The following is an 18840-nucleotide window of genomic DNA, read 5'->3' as shown; positions in this document are numbered from 1 at the left end:
CAAGTCCGGCGCCGGACAACTTTCTAAAACCACAACTGCAACCATGGGGACTGGCTCCCGCGACGCCAACCACCCAAGCCGCGAAAGCGCCCCAAACCACCCCCGAATCGCGGGTGCCGCCAGGGGGACTGGCTCCCGCGACAAAAACCACCCCAGCCGCGAAAGCGCCCCAAACCACCCCCGAATCGCGGGTGCCTGTACCCGCAGAAAAACGCCCCCCGCGCCACGCGATTCCACCCCCAGGGACTGCGGCGCCCCATCACCCCGGGAAGCAACAGCCCGCACGCGACCCAAAGCGCGCACAACCAACCCACAACACCGCCAACCGGCGCGGCTGTCCTGTCGCCAACCCAACCCGCCCCGCGCAAAACACCGCCCATCGACATTCCGCCCAATCCCCGCTATACTCTCGCCATGAGCCGCCACCCCACGCCCAACATACGCGCCCGCCGCCACACCCGGTCATCGCGCCTCTTGTGCGCGCTGGCGCTCGGCGTCCTCCTGTGGATGGCTCCCGCCTCATCACAAGCCCTCGATCCCGACATGCAAGCAACAATCCCACCCGCCCCACCAGACGACCCATCCGATCCCCGAACCCGAAATTGGTACTACTTCGTCGCCATGGTCAACGTCTACCCGCGCCTGGAATCAGAAGACCTGGTGGACAACCTCCTCGAACCGGTTCTGCGGGGCCTCTCGCCGGGCCACCCGGGCGTGCGCACCATCAGCGACCTGCGCGACGACCACCTGCTCTGGCCGCCCCACGTGGGCCTGGGCGTCAATTTGAACGACCACTGGTCCGTCTTTTTCGAAGCGGGCTATACCGCCGGAAAAGTGCGCACCCTCAAAGACCGCCCCAGCCTCATTCTGCTGCCGCTCCACACCGACTTCGAGATCAAGCGGAGCGGCCTGTTCGCCGGAATCGGGGTGGACTACTTCCCGTGGGGCATGCCGCCGCGGCAGGAATACACGGGATTTCGATCCCGCCTCGCGCACGCGCGCCCCTTTCTCGGCACCCGCCTCACCTGGACCCACGCGACCTACGAAGCGAAGGTAAAACTGGGCATCCACCCCTTCCCAAACTTTGTCAATCTCCATTTCGACGACGCCTGGACCCTCCCCAGCCTGACGGCGGTGGCCGGCGTCGATATCCCCCTGTCCCGCGACACCACGCTGGCCTTCAATGCCGGGTACAACCACTTCTGGGACCGCGCCTTCGACTTCGGGGGCCACGCCTTCACCATCCAGTGGCGCCGCTATTTCGGGGCCGCGCGGGACTAACGCGCCCTTAACATAACTATGCCATAATGACGCGCCCGGTCCGGGCCACATTAGACAAAGGCGCACCATGGCGAACGAAACCATACTGATAGTCGAAGACGAAGCCGATATCCTCGAATTGCTCCGCTACAACCTCAACCGGGAAGGCTACCACGTGCTCGAGGCGACCACCGGCGAGGCGGCCCTGGATATCATCCGGAAGTCCAGCCCCGATCTGGTCCTGCTCGACCTCATGCTCCCAAAAATCGATGGTCTCGAAGTCTGCCGCCGCGTACGCGGAAGCAATGACCACAAGACCCTTCCCGTCATCATTCTCACCGCAAAGGGCGAGGAAGCCGACGTCGTCGCTGGGCTCGAACTCGGCGCCGACGACTACATCACCAAGCCCTTCAGCCCGCGCGTCCTGCTCGCACGGCTGCGCGCCGTGCTCCGGCGCCAGTCCCTCGATATCCCCGGCGACGACGAGAGCGTGCAGATTCACAACATCGCCATCCACCCGGGCCGGCACGAAGTGCTGGTCGACGGGGAGGTGGTGAACCTGACCCGCACGGAGTTTCAAGTGCTCCACTACCTCGCGCGCCGGCCCGGCTGGGTGTTCACCCGCTACCAGATCGTCGATGCCGTCCACGGGGATGACTACGCCGTCACGGAGCGCAGCGTGGACGTGCAGATCGTCGGCCTGCGAAAAAAACTGGGCACGGCTGGGAAGCACATCGAAACCGTTCGCGGCGTCGGGTACCGCTTCGCGTCGCCCTGACCCCGGCCCGGCCGGCGATCCCATTCCGGCCAAAACGCACGCCCGGCGTGCACAAATAGAGCAATCCCCTTTTCATGGCGCGCACCCGATTCATCTGGCACATTTTTCCGCCCTTCCTGGCCGTTGTTCTCCTCACGCTCGGCCTCGTCTGGTACGTCGCCAGCCGTGAGGTGGAAGACGCGCTGCTGCGCCAGACCGAAGCCGATCTCGCCGGACGCGCCCGCATGCTCCGCGCCCTGGCGGCTCACCCGGAACTTCACGACAGCCCCGCGCTACTTCAGGAACGCTCCGAAGCCCTGGGCCTCGACAGCGATGCGCGAATCACGATTATCGAGCCCGACGGCACGGTCGTTGTCGACTCCGACGAGCCCCCGGCGCGGATGGACAACCACGCCAGCCGCCCGGAAGTCGCCGCCGCGCTCGAAGGCCGCCTGGGGCGCGCAATACGCCACAGCGACACCATCGCAACGCGCATGATGTATGTTGCGCTTCCGGAAAGAAACGAACCGGGCTCGCGCGTGTACCGGGTTGCGCTACCCCTTACCGCCATCGAGGAAACGCTGGACGCCATCCACCGCCGCCTGGGCCTGGCCATCGTCGGCGTGTCGCTTTTCGCCGCCCTGCTCAGCTGGATCGTTTCCCGGCGCATCATGCGGCCGCTCGCCGAAGTGAAAGCCGGCGCGGACCGATTCGCGCGCGGCGATCTCGCGCGCCCGCTCGCCGTGCCCGATACCGAGGAATTCGCCGGCCTCGCCGAAGCCATGAACGATATGGCGGCCCAGCTCGCGGATCGCATCGAAGCGGTGGAGAAGCAGCGCAATGAAATGGAGGCGGTATTTTCCAGCATGATCGAGAGCGTGCTCGCGGTCGACACGGAGCTCCGCATTATCAGCATCAACCAGGCCGCGATCGCCCTCCTCGGCGTACAGCCGAGCGCGGTGAAGGGACGCCCCATTCTCGAGGCGATCGGCAACCGCGCGCTCCAGCGATTCGCGCACGACGCCCTGCAAAGCGATGGCCTGCTGGAAACCGAATTGACCGTCGAGCACCAGGATGCGATCCTGCTGAAAGCCCAGGGAACCGTGCTGCGCGACGGCTCGGGCGCGGCGATGGGCGCCGTCATCGTGCTGCATGACATCACCCGGTTGCGCCGCCTGGAGGAAATGCGGCAGGACTTCGTCGCCAATGTGTCCCACGAGCTGAAAACCCCCATCACCTCGATCAAGGGCTTCGTGGAAACCCTGCTCGACGAATCCGACCCCAGCCCCCAGAATACCCGCCACTTCCTCCAGATCATCGAAAAACAGGCCAACCGGCTCGACGCCATCATCGAAGACCTGCTTTCGCTCTCGCGCCTGGAACAGACCCCGAACGCCTCGGCCCTGCAAACCGAGAGCGCGCCCGTCCTGCCGATCGTGGAGGCCGCCGCGGAGCTCTGCCAGCACCAGGCCGAGCTGCGCGGGATCCGCATCCAGATCGAATGCCCCGACGATCTCGCGGCCCCCGTCAATCCGCCCCTCCTGGAGCAGGGCCTCGTGAACCTCATCAACAACGCGGTTAAATACAGCGACGAGGGACAAACCGTCATCGTGCGCGCATTCCCCGAAAACACCGCGCTCGTGCTCGAGGTCGTGGACGAGGGCGCCGGCATTCCCGCCAACGAGCTGGAGCGCATCTTCGAACGGTTCTACCGCGTCGATCGCGCGCGAAGCCGCGAACTCGGCGGCACGGGCCTCGGCCTCTCCATCGTAAAGCACATCGCGCAGGCACACCGGGGCAACGTCACCGTCGCAAGCGCACTGGGCCGCGGTAGCACCTTCACCATGCGCGTGCCGGTCCGCTGACCGACCGCGTGGCGGGCCTGGACGAATTGCCGCCATTGCGCATAAGACTTGTTAGCAAATGGTGAGCAAAACGCGCAAGGGCGGCGCGGGCTATTCGCCCCTCAACGAACCCACCACCCCTGGAGAGGACGCAGGCCTGCCAAATACCCATAAACATAGTGCAAACAATAGGTTGTGACTATTATACGCACCCGGAATCCGGCTTCGGCCCGCGCGATCAGCGGGCGCGGGCCGGAATTTGACTCCAATCCCGCGCTTGTGTCCTAATCTTTCCCTAACATTGCCCGGTAGCCGCAACGGCAGTGCGCCACCCCGACCAGGTCGCGCTGGCGGTGCACCCCGAAACAGGCCCGTTACCACCGGCAATGGGTTCTTGTCGCGCGTTTCGCGGCGGTCGCCACCCGCGCGCTCGGGCCGGAAACAGCCCCCCGTAGTACGAAGGAATCGTTGTGCGTCATCCCACTGTTCGTTTCTGGGCCCTCGCCCTGTTTATTCTCCTCCCCGCAGCGGGTGCGCAGGAATTAACCCCGCGCGAAAAGGAAATGCTCGACCTTATCGAAGCGCTGAAGGAGCGGGTGACCGCGCTGGAAGAAACCGTGGAGCGTCTCGAAGCGGCCCCCACGGCGCCCCCCGAAACACCGACCGATACCCCCGCGAAATCGCAACCGACCACGGCGCCCGCGCCGGAGCCCGCAGCCCCCAACGATCTCCGGGTGTACTGGGACAGCGGGCTCAACTTCGAATCCCGCGACGGCCAGTTCGAGTTGAGCATCGGCGGGCGCCTTCACCACGACTGGTACTGGTTCGATCACCGGCACGGCCGCTTTGCCCTGCCGGATCAGGAAGACGGCACGGATTTCCGGCGCGCGCGTATCGATATCTCCGGAACCCTGTACGAGAACCTGTCCTTTGAGTTCGATTTGGACTTCGAGGACGGCGACGCCAGCTTCAAGGACGTCTTTCTGGAGTTGAACCACCTGCCGCTGGTTCAGAATCTGCGCGCCGGCCACTTCAGGGAGCCCTTCTCCCTCAACGAGCTGGAAAGCTCCAACGACATCACCTTCATGGAGCGCGCCCTGCCCAATGTCCTGGCGCCCTCCCGCAATGCCGGCGTCATGCTGCACGGGGCCTGGCTCGGCGAGCCCGGAAAAGCCCGCCTGACCGGCGCGGCGGGCATATTCCGCGCAACCGACGACTTCGGCTTCGACGCGAGCGACGGCGGCTACAGCGGCACGGTCCGCGTCACCGGACTGCCCTGGTACGCGGCGGACGGGCGGCGCCTGATTCATCTGGGCGCCGCCTACACCCACCGGAACCCGGAAGGGCTGCTCCAGCTTGCTCAGGCCCCGGAATCCGGCGGCGCGGACGACCTGCTCGACACGGGCGAATTCAACGCGGATCGCGTGCGGGCGACCGCGCTCGAAGCCGCCCTGGTGTACGGCCCGCTCTCGCTGCAGGGCGAATACCTCTGGAGCGACATCGACGCCAACCGCCCCGGCGATGGAAACGTTGACGGGTACTACCTCCAGGCCAGTTACCTGCTGACCGGCGAGCACCGCGCCTACAAACACGGCGCCGGCGTCCTGGGCGGAATCACTCCACACCGCAACTTCCGCCTCCACGGGCAGAATCGCGGCTGGGGCGCCTTCGAACTGGCGCTGCGTTATTCGCACCTGGACCTCAATGCGAGCCGAACCGACTTGTGGTCCCGGGTTTGGTACGGCGACACAGCCATTCGCGGCGGCGAGGCCTCAAACCTCACGCTGGGGCTGAACTGGTACCTCAACCCCGACACGCGGGTCATGTTGAACTGGGTCCGGTCGGACATCGAACGCGGAATCCGGGACGAAGAGCTCGATATCCTCCAGACGCGATTTCAAATCGGCTTTTAGCCTTCGGGTTGAACCGGCGCGGGATCGGCCCACATAATGGAGCCAATCGCGCGCATCCGGCGCGCGGCAATGCTCATTGCGTGAAGAGACAGGCCAGTTTTTCATGTCCAGAAAGGGATTCACACTCGTCGAGTTGCTGGTGGTCATCGCCGTGATCGGCATCATCGCCGCCGTATTGCTTCCGGCGCTAGCCCGCGCCCGCGAAGCCGCCCGCCGGGCCAATTGCCAGAACAATCTCAAGCAGCTCGGGCTGGCGTGCGCGATGTACGCGTCGGAATCAAACGGTTTCTTCCCGCCCCTCTCCCCCTGGGGCAGCGTGCGCCCCGACACGCGATCCAGCCCGCTCTGGAGCGCGCCGCAAGCCTCGTCCATCTACCCGGAGTATCTCACCGATTTGAATGTCGCGGCATGCCCCTCGGACAGCGGCGGGGATCCCGGCTGGTTGAGCGTGCTGGCGCGCGTGCCGGACGATGGCGGGGATTTTCGCTCGTGGCAGGAGGCCGCCCGCGCCGCGGAAGACGCCGAATCGCTGGACTACTACCAGACCGCCGAGTTGGGCCGCTCGTACGTGTACAAGGGCTACGTGACCTCCTCTATCCCGGAGTTTTACGGCTTCTGGGGCGCGTCGACCGTCAACGCAATCGTGGGTTCCGCTACGATCCTGAACCTGGGCCAGGTCCACGTGAAGGATTACTCGAAAGATCTTGCGCTGGATGCGGGGCCGTGGCCCGTGTGGGTGCCCGGGCCTCCCGCCGCCACCGGAACCTCGGGCGGCGATCGCGTCCTGCGCCTGAGGGATGGAATCGAGCGCTTCCTCGTCACCGACATCAACAATCCGGCCGCGGGCGCGCGGGCGCAATCCGAGTTGCCGGTGTTCTGGGACACCTTCGGCAGCAGCGAATTCTCGGACAACGAAGCCGGAACCGTGACCTTCAATCACCTCCCGGGCGGCTGCAACGTGCTCTACATGGACGGGCACGTCGAGTTCATCCGCTATCCCGGCCGCTTCCCCATCGTGGACGACGGCCAGGTCGTGAAGGAGAATAGCCACTACGGCCTCGGCTGAGCGCGCTGCGCGGCGGCGCATTCAGGTGGCTCAGGCGCCAGCGATTTCCAGGGGCTCAAGACCCAGCTTCGCGAACAGGGCCTTGTCCCGGTCTTCCCCGGGATTCGGCGTCGTCAGCAGTTTTTCGCCCGCGAAGACGGAATTGGCGCCCGCCAGGAAACAGAGCGCCTGCGTCTCGTCGGTCATGGCCGTCCGCCCCGCGCTGAGGCGAACCATGCTGGCCGGCATCGCAATGCGCGCGGTCGCGATCATGCGCACCATTTCGAGCGGATCGACCGGCGGCTGATCCTCAAGCGGCGTGCCCTCCACCGCCACCAGTGCATTGATCGGGACGCTCTCCGGATGCGGGTCGTGTCCCGCCAGCACCGCGAGCATCGCAATGCGATCCTCGATGCGCTCGCCCATGCCCACGATCCCGCCGCAGCACACGGTAACCCCCGCCTTCCGCACATGCTGGATTGTGCGGAGGCGGTCCTCATAGGTGCGCGTGGTGATGATCTCGTTGTAGTAGTCGGGGCCGGTGTCGAGGTTGTGGTTGTAGGCGTCCAGCCCCGCTTCCGCCAGACGGCGGGCCTGGTCCTCGGTGAGCATGCCCAGGGTGCAGCAGGCTTCGAGGCCCAACGCCTTCACCCCGCGGACCATATCCAGCACCTGATCGAACTGTTTGCCCTCGCGCACTTCACGCCAGGCCGCGCCCATGCAGAAACGCGTCGAACCGTTCGCCTTCGCCTCGCGCGCCGCCGCCAGCGCCGCATCCACGTCGATCAGCGCCTCCTTCTCCAGTTCCGTGTTGTGGTGCGCGCTCTGCGGGCAATAGGCGCAGTCTTCCGGGCAGGCGCCCGTCTTGATGCTCAGCAGCGTGCACTGCTGCACCTTGTTCGGCGCGTGGTATTGCCGGTGCACCGCCTGGGCCTGGAAGACCAGCTCGGTAAGCGGGAGATTGTGAATCGAAAGCAACTCGGCGTCCGTCCAGTCGTGGCGGATCGCGCCGAACGGGGAATCGGTGCGGCTCATATGATGTATAAACTCCTGATGCGAGATAAATGCGTTGGGGCGGCCCATAGGATAGAGCCTGCCCCACCATCACCATCTCTTCTGTCAGCTTCAATAGTTAGTCTGTAGTGGCGCCGTTATAGCGAAAATATTTTTCTATAAATAACAAAAAATGTGCCCTATAATTGGGTTGCACACAAGAGCCATGGTGGCTTTTGACCCCAATCAAGGACACGCGCACATGCTACCGTTTCAGAAGGAACTTTTTCCACTGCTTCCCCCCGTCGCGGGCAACAAGGATGTGAGGGAGCTTCGTGCGCTGCTCGACCGCGTGGACGAACTGCTGCACCAGAGCGGCCTTGAGACGGAGTACGTACTCAAGTTTCCCGAGGCCCGGCGCAATACGCCCAGGAAGGTTGGCCGTCTCGTCCGCGCCCTCCGGTGCACGTTGTTGCGGATGCTGTTCCAGCTGCCGTATGGCAGGGCGGCCCGCGAATTGGGCACGAATTACTTGTATCAAAAGTTTTGCGGGCTGATAAAAGTCGACGTAATTGAGTCGCCCTCGTCCTCCACGCTGGAGCGCTATGAGAAACTGGTTCCCGCCGACACCGTCCGGCGGCTGATCTGCCACCTCAACGGCGTGGCGGCCCTTGCGGCCGGCGCGCCCGAGTCGTCCGGCGCGCCCGAGTCGTCCGGCCTGGCCCTGAAAAAGCCGGTGGAGCTGGGCGCGGTTTATGCCGACTGCACGGCCTTCAAGGCCCGGGTGCACCATCCGGTGGACTGGCTTCTGCTGCGTGACGCGACGCGTACGCTGGTGCTGGCGATCGAGCAGGTGCGCAAGCGCGGCATCCGCAACCGCATGCCCCAGAAGCCCAAGGCCTATCTGCGCGCCATGAACAAGCTGTGCATCGAAATGACCCACGCCCGCCGGGCGAAGGATTCCCGGAAGGTGAGAAAGCGCGTTTTCCGTCGGATGAAGAAACTGATGCGCACGGTGGAGGGCCTGGCGCAGGGGCACCTTGAAAAGCTCCGCAAACAGGGCGCTTCCCGGGGCCTTGGCCTGATAACGCTGCGGATGCTCGAGGATAAGTTCACGGCTGTTCTCGGCCAGGTGGACGCCATCGTTCACCAGGCCCACGAGCGGATCATCGGAGAGCGGCGCGTAGCCAACAAGGACAAGACCCTGAGCCTCTACGAGCCCGACATGCACGTTATTGTCCGCGGCAAGACCGGCTCCGAGGTCGAATTCGGCAACACCCTGTTCCTTGCCGAACAGGCGGACGGGCTCATCGTCGACTGGCGCCTGTACAAGGAGCAAGCCCCCGCCGACAGCAAGATGGTCCCCGAGCACCTCGAGCGCATGGAAAAGGACTGCGGGATCGCCCTGGGCAAATTCACGGCCGACCGCGGCTTTGACAGCAAGGCCAACGGGGCGGCGCTGGAATACGCCAATACAGCCAACTACATCTGTCCCAGGGACCCGCAAGCGCTCGGGGAGCGCCTCAACGAGGACGACTTCCGCGAACACCAGACACGGCGCGCCCAAACCGAAGGGCGCATAGCCATCCTCACGCGCAACTTCACAGGCAGCCCCGCCCGCAAATGGGGACACGCCAACAAAGAGCGCCTCTGCGCCTGGGCCATCCTCGCGCACAACCTCTGGGTCCTGGCGCGCCTCCCCCGGCGCCCGGACGGCCTCGCCCTGGCCGCCTGAACGGACAAATTCCGAACATGTGCATAACCCTCAAGGGATTGATCTGTCTATGCAACAACAAATGCGCCGCACCCCGCCCAAAAGTGGCCGAAAAACCACCCGCGTGCGCCGCCCGGCCAGGTCGGTCCGAACCCAGCCCCGGGCCACTTGAACAAATCGGCGAAAATGGGGCAGGCTCTAGGATAGCACGATTCGGAGCGCTGGCGCCCCGTATCGGCTACGCGGCGCGTATGGCCTGTTCCAGCAGTTCGATCATCGCGCCCAGCTCCGCTTCCGTGCTGGTGAGCGGCGGCCAGAGATAAAGCGAGGCGCCCAGCGGGCGGATGAAGAGCCCCAGCTCGTTCGCCTTGAGACTGGCCCGGCGCGCCAGGGGAGCAGCGGCCATTTCACACATCCCGATCAGGCCGAGGCTCTTCTGAAAGCGGACGCCCGGCAGGGCCCCGATCCGGCGCATGCCCTCCGCCAGCTGCGCGTAGCGGGGTGCGCAGGACGCCGGCACGCCGAGCTCTTCCATGAGGTCCAGCGTCGCCAGCGCGGCGGCCGAGGTGATTGGATTGCCGCAATACGTGTGCCCGTCGAAGAAGATGCGCGCCGCCGCGTCGGGCCGGCGGAAGGCCCCGAAAACCCGGTCCGACGCCACCGCCACGCTCATCGGAAGGTAGCCGGCCGTCAACGCCTTGCCCAGGCACATGATATCCGGGACAATTCCGGCCTCCTCGCACGCGAACATGGATCCGGTCCGCGCGAAGCCCACGGCGATCTCGTCGGCGATCAACAGGACGTCGCACGCATCGCACAACACGCGGAGCCGTTGGAGATAGGACTTCGGATAGATGTGGATGCCCGCCGCGCCCTGGCACAACGGCTCCACGATCACGGCGGCGATGGTATCCTGATTCTCGCGGACGATGCGCTCCATCTCGTCGAACGCCCGATCCGCGGCGGCCTCCTCTTCGGGTTCGCCACTGTTGCACGGGGCGAAGGGCGAGGGCGCCCGCAGGGCGGGCTTCACCAGGGCGGCGTAGGGCTCGTGAAACCACGACACATACCCCGCGCCGATGGCCCCGAGCGTGTCGCCGTGGTAGCCCTCCTCCAGCCCGACAAACTGGGTCTTTTCCGGCCTGCCGTTGAAGGCCCAGTACTGCACCGCCATCTTCAGCGCGGCCTCGGTGGCGCTCGATCCGTCGCAGGCGAAATAGCTGTAGTTCAGATCGCCGGGGGTTATGTAGGCGAGCCGTTGCGCGAGCTCCACCGCCTTCGGATGGGACATGTTGCCGAGAATGCAGTGCTGCAGGACGCCCGCCTGCTCCCGCACCGCCGAGATGATCTTCGGGTGGCTGTGGCCGAAGCTCACCGCCCACCACGACGCGATGCCGTCATAGAGTTTGCGCCCGTCCGCCGTATAGAGATACACGCCCTCGGCCCGTTCAATGCAGGTGTAGGGCTCCTGCTCGAAGGTGACCGCGTCGGTGTAGGGATGCCATAAATGCCTGTTGTCCACTTGCCGCAATGCCGCGAGATTCATTCAATACTCCAATGGTTTAACATTAACACTACCAGCAATTCTGTAACAGCTTAACCGCTTTATGTACAGAAGATTTTCAACCACGAATGAACACAAATTCACACGAATAAGAGAGACTATTGACCGGGTTCGAAGACGCGGCAGGTCTGGAATGATAAGGGTACAGTTCTGATATTACCGATGAATTTCGCGCGCTATGAAGCGGGCCTTCAGCCCTCATCGCTTATTGGATCCCTTTGCCTGGGCCGATAGCCCAGGCTGGTTTGAAACAGGCCTTCGGCCCTGAATATCGTTTCTTCAGCGCCGGTAACACTTTGGCCGTACGAAATAGCGCCAGATCTTTTTTGTCATGCCGCGATATTACGACGAGAGTGCGCAAGGCTGGGAGCGCAGGCGGCCCCGCCTGCAATGCACCGGAGGTGCATGGCGTGTCTGCAGTATCGGAACGTCTCATCGGAGAGACGATTGGACCCGGACTGGCGCCGCTTATCCGATTCGCGCCTGCGGCGCGATGCGGGCGGGCCGCCCGCGCTCCCATTGGTCCGCACCTCCGTTGCGGCGCGGATTTGTGTCGTCGAGAAATCAAGCTAACGTCATTCCGCTAAAGTGTTACCAGCGCCGAAGGCGCCCGATCATATCAGCCTGGGCCGCAGGCCCAGGAAGAGTGACAGCGATTTTGGCCAGGGCTGAAAGCCCGTATCATAGCGGGTTTCCGGAGAAGTGCAAGAAATCGAGACTATTCTCACTTCCCCATTGTCTGGGCGCGGTACTATCAGAACTGCACCCAGTGATCATAGGTCCGCCCAATCAGCTCTCTTGTTGCTTGGATGCCTGGCTGTGGGCCCGGGAAAAGGCCGGATTCATGTACTGAATATCGGTTTTTTATTCGTACTACTGTCCGTCATTTTGTTGTTGTTTTGGCAAGTTTACTGGAAAGTCACGCGGCAATCCATTCTTTCAAATCAGGGTAGCACGTTAGCCATACGAAGCAGCCCCAATTCATTCTTGTCATGCCGAGATACTACGACGAGAGCGCGCCAGGCTGGGAGCGCAGGCGTCCCCGCCTGCAATGCACCGGAGGTGCATGGCGTGTTTGCAGTATCGGCGCCTTTGAGCGGGGAGACGACTGGACCCGGATCACAGCCGTGTATCCGATTCGCGCCTTCGGCGCGATGCGGGCGGGCCGCCCGCGCTCCCATTGGTCCGCACTTCCGTTGTGGCGCTGGTTTGTGTCGTCGAGAAATCAAGCCAACTTCACTCCGCTAAAGTGTTACAAATCAGGTTACGTGGCCGAAACGCGGTTTCGAAATTCGGCCCCATCTACCGGCGAAGTCTTGAGAAGACGCCCCAAAGGGGCACGGCAGCTTCGAGCCCCGGGCAACGCCCGGGGTTAACCGAATAAATTCCTGTAAGCCCAGAAAGGGCGGCGGAGTTCTTGCTCGTACGCTGAACTGCGCTGCCCTTTCAGGGCGAATAAAAACTGCACCACGCTTTTCCCTGGGCGTTGCCCAGGGCTCGAAGCTGCATTGGCCCTTCGGGCCGGAAGAGCGGGAATCCCGAGTCCACTACAGTCAATATCGACGCGCCTTGAAGCTCCAAATAATTCGCGTTCTTTCGTGGTCATTCGCGGTTCAAGTTTATTCGGTTGCCGCCTGAGGCTACCCTGTGTCCATTCGTGGTTCAACAGCTACTCAACTTCAGATAGCCAATGTGTTACAAAACGTTTATGATTCCCCGCCTGAATCGGCCCCCCGGCCAGGAAAAGGCATTGCGCCGCTCCGTGTTCCCGCCTACGATATCGGCAACCGGCTCCACTCAGCGCATGCGTCCCGCAGGGATGGCGGCAGCGGTTCCGTTTCCCCCGATGCGCAGCGGTCAAACAGGCGCTTGCCAAACTGGCCATGCGGCGCGCGCTTATCGTAACGGTGTTTGTAATCCGTGTCCTCGTCGGCATATTGCCCGTCCAGATAGGCAAACCACGTCTGAATGTTTCTTTTCGGCACAAAAACTGCCACGGGATCGCCGGGAGAACGGAGAAACTCCTGATCCAACTGGCGCTTCCGCTCGTTTGGGTCGTGGCGATCGCCATCGATCATGACAAGCAAGACTACGTTTCGTCCCTGGCCGTGCCTGCTCCGGAGCGTCCGCATCGTTTCGCCGTATCGCTGGCGAACCCATTGCTCGGCCGATTGTGCGGCCGGGGGACACGCCTCCTTCGAGATGATCTGGCGTTCCCGCCAACCCGCATGCGCACAGTACCCCTTAAGGAAGTGCAGATGCGCCTTGTCCTCGCAGAGGATCATGATCTGCGGGCGGCGCCTACTCATTCACCAGCCACCCGAGTTCCACCAGCTTGCTCGCGGGAAGGCCGCCGTTGTTGTCGAGCGTTACCGGCGCGATGCGCGTCGGAGACGCGGCGCCTTCGCGATAAAACCATTGGCCGGCGTCTCCGGCAAGGAGATTTATGAGGCGCGGGTGGTGCGAAATCAAAACGGCCTGCATGCTTCCGTCCAGAACCCGGCTCTCCAGGGAATCCAGCCAGAACTGAATCTCGGGAAGCGCGAGGAAATTCTCGGGTTCATCCAGGCAGAGCACAGCGCCCTGGCGCGGCAGGCAATACAGGAGCGCGTACAGAAGAATGAGCGTACGCTGCCCGTCCGACAGCTCGCTGAAACGGTACGAATCGGAGCCGCCATTTTCCCGGCGAAATTCGACGTTGAGCAGCTTCGACTCGCCCGCTGACACGAGATTCATGGAGTCGAAGCCCGGAAGAATCCCCCGCAGCCCCTCGGTGAACTCAAAGATCTGGCTTTGCCGGGTCTGTGAAAGGTGGCGATACCAGGCGGCAAAATTGGCCATGTTCTGGACCGGCATCTCATCTTCGCCCTGCGCTTCGGCGGATACCGCGGAAATGTCGAGCTTCACGACAAAAAGGGACTGAAGGCATGCGCGAAACCGCATCGGCTTCGAACTGCCGGGGCGCTCCTGCAATGCGGCAACCCCCGAGCGGGCCCTGTCGAACAGGAACTCGCCTCCGGGAGTGTAATCGTCCTGATACACCCTTGCGCGCGCCTGATCCTCGGCGTCTGTTGCAAATTTGTAAAGCGATTTTCCCTGGTGAAGAAGCTGCTCCGCGGCAACCCGGCATTTCTTCTCTCGCGGTGAATACTCAACACGCAACATGTATTGATACGTTTCGGCGGCATCTTCGAGCGTGAGTTCAAATTGCTGGTGGCGCTGACCCCCATCCCATCGGGTGATATCTTCGAATTGGAAGACCTCATCGGCGCGCGGATTGCTCTCCGACAGGAAGTTTCGAAGCTTATACAACACATCGAAGACCGAGCTCTTGCCCGAACCGTTCCCCCCCAGAAACAGGTTCATCTCCTGAAACTCGATGCTGAAATTCACCAGCGTTCGAAAATTGTGGACATAAAGCCGCCGAAGCATCGGCTGTCTCCTTGTTTTCCCGGGCGGCGCGGTGATCGCGCAATGCTCCGCGCCCATGCCCGCGCCGGATCCGGCGCGCGCCTCCAGCCGCAAGCCTATCAAGTCCGAAGCGTGATCGCAATCAAACGCGCGGCCTCCGCTCGCATACGGCCCTCACCCTTGGAAATAATGTTCGATGATATGGAGGCCGGACAGCCCCTCTTCGAAACGCTCCCAGGCCCCATCCGCCTCCAGGTCGCCCAGCCACGGGATGTTCCCCAACACCTCGACGCCGCCAAATCGGGCGACGGTATCCGGGTTGTCCCGCGCGATGAAGTCCTCGCCGGCGACGGGGGCGGCCGCGTTGAAAACCACGCCGGCAATCGGCACTTCCGCCTCGCGAAGCGCGTCGATTGTCAGCAGGCAGTGATTTACCGTGCCCAGGCCGATATGGGCCACGATCAGCACGGGAACCTGCAACTGGATGATGAGGCTGAGCAGCGTTTCGTCCTCATCCAGCGGCACGAGCAGGCCGCCCGCGCCCTCGATAAGCACGCCCTGGTGCGTTTCCCCGAGCTGGCGCGCGCAGGCGCAGCAGTGCTCGATGCTGGGATAGGCCCCGGCCATGCGCCCGGCGAGGTGGGGCGAGCAGGCCAGCTCGTAGACATACGGGCTCATGAGGGCGCGCTGCTCGGGCGTGATTGCCATGCCCGCCGCCTTCAGGTGCGCTTCCAGGTCGGGCGCCAGGAGGCCATCCGGCCCGGGCAGGCCGCCCGTCTGCACAGGTTTCATGGTGACGATATCGAGCCCGCGGCGCCGCAGCGCGCGCAAGATACCGGCGGTGACGAGGGTCTTGCCGACATCCGTGGACGTGCCGGTGACAAAGAGTCCGTTGTGCAAGGGTGTAACTTCCTTTGGTTGCAGGGGGCCGCCATGGTAGCGCACGGCGGGGCTCCGATGCGATCCGGCGATGTTTGTGAAAGGGATCAAACGCGCCGGGGCAGGTGGGGTTCGAGGGCCGATTCGAGCACGGCGACATCGTGGGGCGCGTAGCCGCCGTAGTGGTTGTTGACGTAGCCGTAGACGCGCAATTGCCGCTCCAGGGCGGCCTGGATCGGGGGGATCCACTCGCCCGTGCCTTCGTCGCGGTTTACAACGACTTCCTTCCACACCTTGGTCTTTTTTTCGATCGCGTAGCGGTCCCCGAGCCAGCGGATGTAGAGGAACGGCGCGGTGTGCAGATCAATCTGTCGGAACAACATGTTCGGACGGCTCATCCAGGGGTGGTCAATCAGCGCGAGCGCAATGTTGTGCGTCCCGAGGAGATCGAGCAGCGGCGCGCTGATCCAGGCCTTGTTGCGCACTTCGACCGCGAACTGAAAGCCGCTTTCCGGCAGCAACGGCAGGAATAGCGCCAGCTTTTCAAGAAACAGGTTGATATCCACGCCGGTCCGCTGGGCGAAGTACGGAAACTGGAAGAGCAGCGGCCCGCACTTGTCCCCCAGGATTTCCATGGCGGTGAGAAAATGCTTCAGTGCGGGCTCGCACCCCACGAGAAAGCGATCGTGCGTGATTTCCTTCGGGGCCTTGGCGGCGAAGAGGAAACCCGGCGGGGTCGCGTCTTGCCATTTCATCAGGGTCGTGTCGCGCGGCACGCCGTAGAAGCTCGCGTCGATCTCCACCGTCGAAAATCGCTCCGCATAGTGCGCGATATAGTCCGCCGCCTTCACGCCCGGCGGGTAGAAGGCCTCCTCCCAGCCCTTCGCGGTCCAGCTGCACGTCCCCAGACGGAGCAATCCGGCGTCCCAGGCCATCGGCTCAGGTCCTCGGCGGCCGCGCGAGGGGACGGATCTCCACCTCGCTGACGCAGTTGCCCTGGCGCGTGTTCAAGACGTCCAGGCAGGCCTGTCCGACTTCCTCCGGCGTGACTTTCCAACCGTGATCGGCTCCGGGGTCGTGCCGGTGCGAGGCGGAATCTACGGACCCCGGAAAAATCGTGGTGACCTTGATGCCGTAGTCGCGCACCTCCTGAAACAGGGACTGCGAGAAGCCGGTGCAGGCGTACTTGGTCGCCGCATAGGCGCTGCCGCCCGCCAGGGGAAACTTCCCGGAGATGGAGGAGATGTTGATGAGGTGGCCGAAGCCCTGCTCGCGCATGGGGCCCAGTACGGCCCGGGTGGCGTAAAAGAGGCCGTTGACGTTCGTCTCGACCAGCGCGTTCCATTCGTCGAGGCTCAGTTCAAAGCAGCTCTTGCGTATCACGAGGCCGGCGTTGTTGATGAGCGCGTCCACGCCGCCCAATTCCGCCAGGAGCGCGTCCATGGCGGCGGCCGTCGCGGCATGATCGCGAATATCGCAGGGCGCCACGGCATGGGGGCCGCCGTGCGCCGGCAGTTCCTCCCGCAGGCAGTTCAGCTCCGGCGCGGACCTCGCCAGCAGGCCGAGTTGATGGCCCGCCTCCGCGAGCCGGGTGGCGATTCCCCGGCCAATGCCCTTGCTTGCGCCCGTGATGATAACCCGCATGTCAGCCTCCCGTGGTTCTGCGCCCCCGCGTCAGGGACGGTACAGCGTCACCGGCGCGCCGGGCCGCAGTTGCAGCGCGCGCGCCGCGCTCTCCATCGACACCGCGATCTCCAGATAACCCGAGCTGCCAAAGAGCGCAACCAGCGCGCCCGGCGGCACATCGCCGTAGGTACGGTGAATGCGCGGTAGCGTTTTCGCGGCGACCTGCACGCGGTAGTCCGACTCCTCCGGCGCCATGTCGCGGCCGATGTTCGTGATGCAGTTTCCGAAGCGGTCCAGATGGATGATCACGCCGTGGATCTGGCCCTCCGCGTCCGTGTGCGGTTCGGGGATGTCAATGCGCCGCGGATCGCCCGCTTCCGGGCCGAATTCCTCCAGCGGGCGGCCAAGCGAAGCGTGGGCCGCGGCGGGGGCAAAGATATCGCGCCCATGGAAGGTCGCACTCGGATCGCGCAGCGTGAACGCGGGATTCTCAATGACGTGCGCGCGCGTAACCGTGCTCCGCCGGTCAAGCAGCGTGAGCAGTCCATTATCGGGCAGCACCAGCGTCTGTCCGGCGCATTCGGCGATCAGCGGCTTGCGGTCGGAACCAACGCCCGGATCCACGACCACGACATGGATAACGCCCTCGGGAAAGTACGGGACGGCGCCCGCCAGGAACAGCGCCCCTTCCAGGACATTCTGCGCGCCGATGCCGTGGGTGAGGTCCTCGATACGCGCCGCCGGATTGATGCGGTGGATCACGCCCTTCATGGCCGCGACCCACGGGTCGCGGGTGCCGAAGTCCGTGGTCAGCGTAACAAGGGGAGGACGGGCGTCGCCAGACACCGCGTCAGCCCTCGGCGGGCGGCGCCAGGCGCACGCAGTTGCGCCCGGCCGCCTTGGCCGCGTACAGGGCGCGGTCGGCGGAGGCGATCAGGGCTTCGGGCGTGCGCCCGTGGGCCGGAAACTCGGCGAGCCCCTGGCTAATCGTGACGCGGATGGGCTTGCCATCGTATTCAAAGGAATAGGATTCGATGCTCGCGCGAAGCTTCTCCGCGATGGCCGCCGCTTCGGCAAGGGCCGTATCGGGGAACAGGATGATGCCCTCGTCGCCGCCGTACAGGCCGGCGTAGTCCGTCGCGCGGACGGATTCGCGGATAATCCGGCCCATCGCGCCCACGACCATGCGGCCCGCCAGGTGCCCGTGTGTGTCGTTCACTTTTTTCAGGCCGTCCAGGTCGGTCATCGCGAGACAGAACGCCACGCCCGGCCGCGCCGCGCGGAGCGCCTCGTCCAGCCGGAGCCGGAACGCGTCCATGGCGAGGAGTCCGGTCAACTGATCGTAATGAATCAGGCGGTGCACATGCTGGTGAAAGCGCGCGTCGATTTCATCCTGGAGGACAAACTTGAAGAGCACGTCGCCCATCTTGACTTTGTCGCCATTTTGCAGGCGGGCCGAGGGCGTGCGCGTGTTGTTGACGTGCGTGCCGTTGCTGCTGCCGAGGTCGGTCACCCGGAAATAGCGTTCGCCGCCTTCTTCGACCAGGTCGATCTGGGCATGCTGCCGCGAAACCGACGGGGCGTTGACGCAGGTATCGCACTCCACCGAGCGGCCGAGGATCATGGACGCGGCCCCGACCTCGATTTCCTTGCCGATTTCCCATCCCGCAAGCACGATGAGGCTGGCTTTCGCCTGCGCCTGGCGCGCCGGGCCGAGATCGGCGGGATTGAGGAACATCGTCGCGTCCGCGCCGAGCGCGTCCGCCGGGTCCTGGGTGTCGTGATCGGTAAATGGGTCGTTCATGGGCGTTCAAACTCAGCTGGGCCAGAGGGT

Annotated in this window: 15 protein-coding genes; 6 read left to right on the top strand and 9 right to left on the bottom strand. The window is 64.0% G+C overall.

Going from position 1 to position 18840, the window contains the following annotated elements:
* Positions 1–543 precede the first annotated feature (543 nt).
* From KF886_21625 to KF886_21605, 5 genes are all read left to right on the top strand, one after another.
* On the top strand, positions 544–1281 hold the full coding sequence (locus KF886_21625) for a hypothetical protein (protein MBX3179960.1): 738 nt from the start codon (positions 544–546) through the stop codon (positions 1279–1281).
* A gap of 67 nt (positions 1282–1348) precedes the next feature.
* Positions 1349–2038: a response regulator transcription factor gene (locus tag KF886_21620; GenBank protein ID MBX3179959.1), complete on the top strand. Its 690-nt coding sequence runs from the start codon at positions 1349–1351 to the stop codon at positions 2036–2038.
* A 74-nt stretch (positions 2039–2112) separates the two neighbouring features.
* Positions 2113–3882, top strand: a complete 1770-nt coding sequence (locus tag KF886_21615; GenBank protein ID MBX3179958.1) for a HAMP domain-containing protein — start codon at positions 2113–2115, stop codon at positions 3880–3882.
* 449 nt (positions 3883–4331) lie between these two features.
* Positions 4332–5774 carry a hypothetical protein gene (locus KF886_21610; GenBank protein ID MBX3179957.1) on the top strand — a complete coding sequence of 481 codons (1443 nt, stop codon included), beginning with the start codon at positions 4332–4334 and terminating at the stop codon, positions 5772–5774.
* A 316-nt stretch (positions 5775–6090) separates the two neighbouring features.
* Complete coding sequence (locus KF886_21605; GenBank protein ID MBX3179956.1) at positions 6091–6840, top strand: hypothetical protein; 750 nt, start codon at positions 6091–6093, stop codon at positions 6838–6840.
* A gap of 30 nt (positions 6841–6870) precedes the next feature.
* Here KF886_21605 and bioB read toward each other — a convergent pair whose 3' ends face one another.
* On the bottom strand, positions 6871–7854 hold the full coding sequence (gene bioB, locus KF886_21600) for a biotin synthase BioB (GenBank protein MBX3179955.1): 984 nt from the start codon (positions 7852–7854) through the stop codon (positions 6871–6873).
* A 220-nt stretch (positions 7855–8074) separates the two neighbouring features.
* On the opposite strand from bioB, the gene KF886_21595 reads away from it, so the two are divergent.
* On the top strand, positions 8075–9547 hold the full coding sequence (locus tag KF886_21595) for a hypothetical protein (protein ID MBX3179954.1): 1473 nt from the start codon (positions 8075–8077) through the stop codon (positions 9545–9547).
* Between the two features lie 217 nt (positions 9548–9764).
* Here KF886_21595 and bioA read toward each other — a convergent pair whose 3' ends face one another.
* The 8 genes from bioA to KF886_21555 all read right to left on the bottom strand — a co-directional run bounded on the left by bioA (position 9765) and on the right by KF886_21555 (position 18810).
* Positions 9765–11072 (bottom strand): adenosylmethionine--8-amino-7-oxononanoate transaminase, encoded by a 1308-nt coding sequence (gene bioA / locus KF886_21590; protein MBX3179953.1) that lies wholly within the window; start codon positions 11070–11072, stop codon positions 9765–9767.
* A 1790-nt stretch (positions 11073–12862) separates the two neighbouring features.
* Positions 12863–13399: a hypothetical protein gene (locus KF886_21585; protein ID MBX3179952.1), complete on the bottom strand. Its 537-nt coding sequence runs from the start codon at positions 13397–13399 to the stop codon at positions 12863–12865.
* Positions 13392–14522 carry an AAA family ATPase gene (locus tag KF886_21580; protein MBX3179951.1) on the bottom strand — a complete coding sequence of 377 codons (1131 nt, stop codon included), beginning with the start codon at positions 14520–14522 and terminating at the stop codon, positions 13392–13394. The genes KF886_21585 and KF886_21580 overlap by 8 nt, the downstream gene beginning before the upstream one ends.
* A gap of 153 nt (positions 14523–14675) precedes the next feature.
* A complete protein-coding gene (gene bioD / locus KF886_21575; GenBank protein MBX3179950.1) occupies positions 14676–15401 on the bottom strand; it encodes a dethiobiotin synthase in 726 nt (241 codons plus the stop codon).
* An 86-nt stretch (positions 15402–15487) separates the two neighbouring features.
* On the bottom strand, positions 15488–16315 hold the full coding sequence (locus KF886_21570) for a DUF72 domain-containing protein (protein MBX3179949.1): 828 nt from the start codon (positions 16313–16315) through the stop codon (positions 15488–15490).
* Positions 16316–16319: 4 nt separating this feature from the next.
* Positions 16320–17024, bottom strand: a complete 705-nt coding sequence (locus tag KF886_21565) for an SDR family NAD(P)-dependent oxidoreductase (protein ID MBX3179948.1) — start codon at positions 17022–17024, stop codon at positions 16320–16322.
* A 30-nt stretch (positions 17025–17054) separates the two neighbouring features.
* Positions 17055–17852, bottom strand: coding sequence for an SAM-dependent chlorinase/fluorinase (locus tag KF886_21560; GenBank protein MBX3179947.1), 798 nt, complete (start codon positions 17850–17852; stop codon positions 17055–17057).
* Positions 17853–17856: 4 nt separating this feature from the next.
* Positions 17857–18810, bottom strand: coding sequence for a GGDEF domain-containing protein (locus KF886_21555; GenBank protein ID MBX3179946.1), 954 nt, complete (start codon positions 18808–18810; stop codon positions 17857–17859).
* Between the last annotated feature and the right edge of the window lie 30 nt (positions 18811–18840).

This window comes from Candidatus Hydrogenedentota bacterium, assembly GCA_019637335.1.
Lineage (GTDB): Bacteria > Hydrogenedentota > Hydrogenedentia > Hydrogenedentales > JAEUWI01 > JAEUWI01.
The sequence above is the reverse complement of the archived record's forward strand: the minus strand, read 5'-3'. Positions and strand labels throughout refer to the sequence as shown.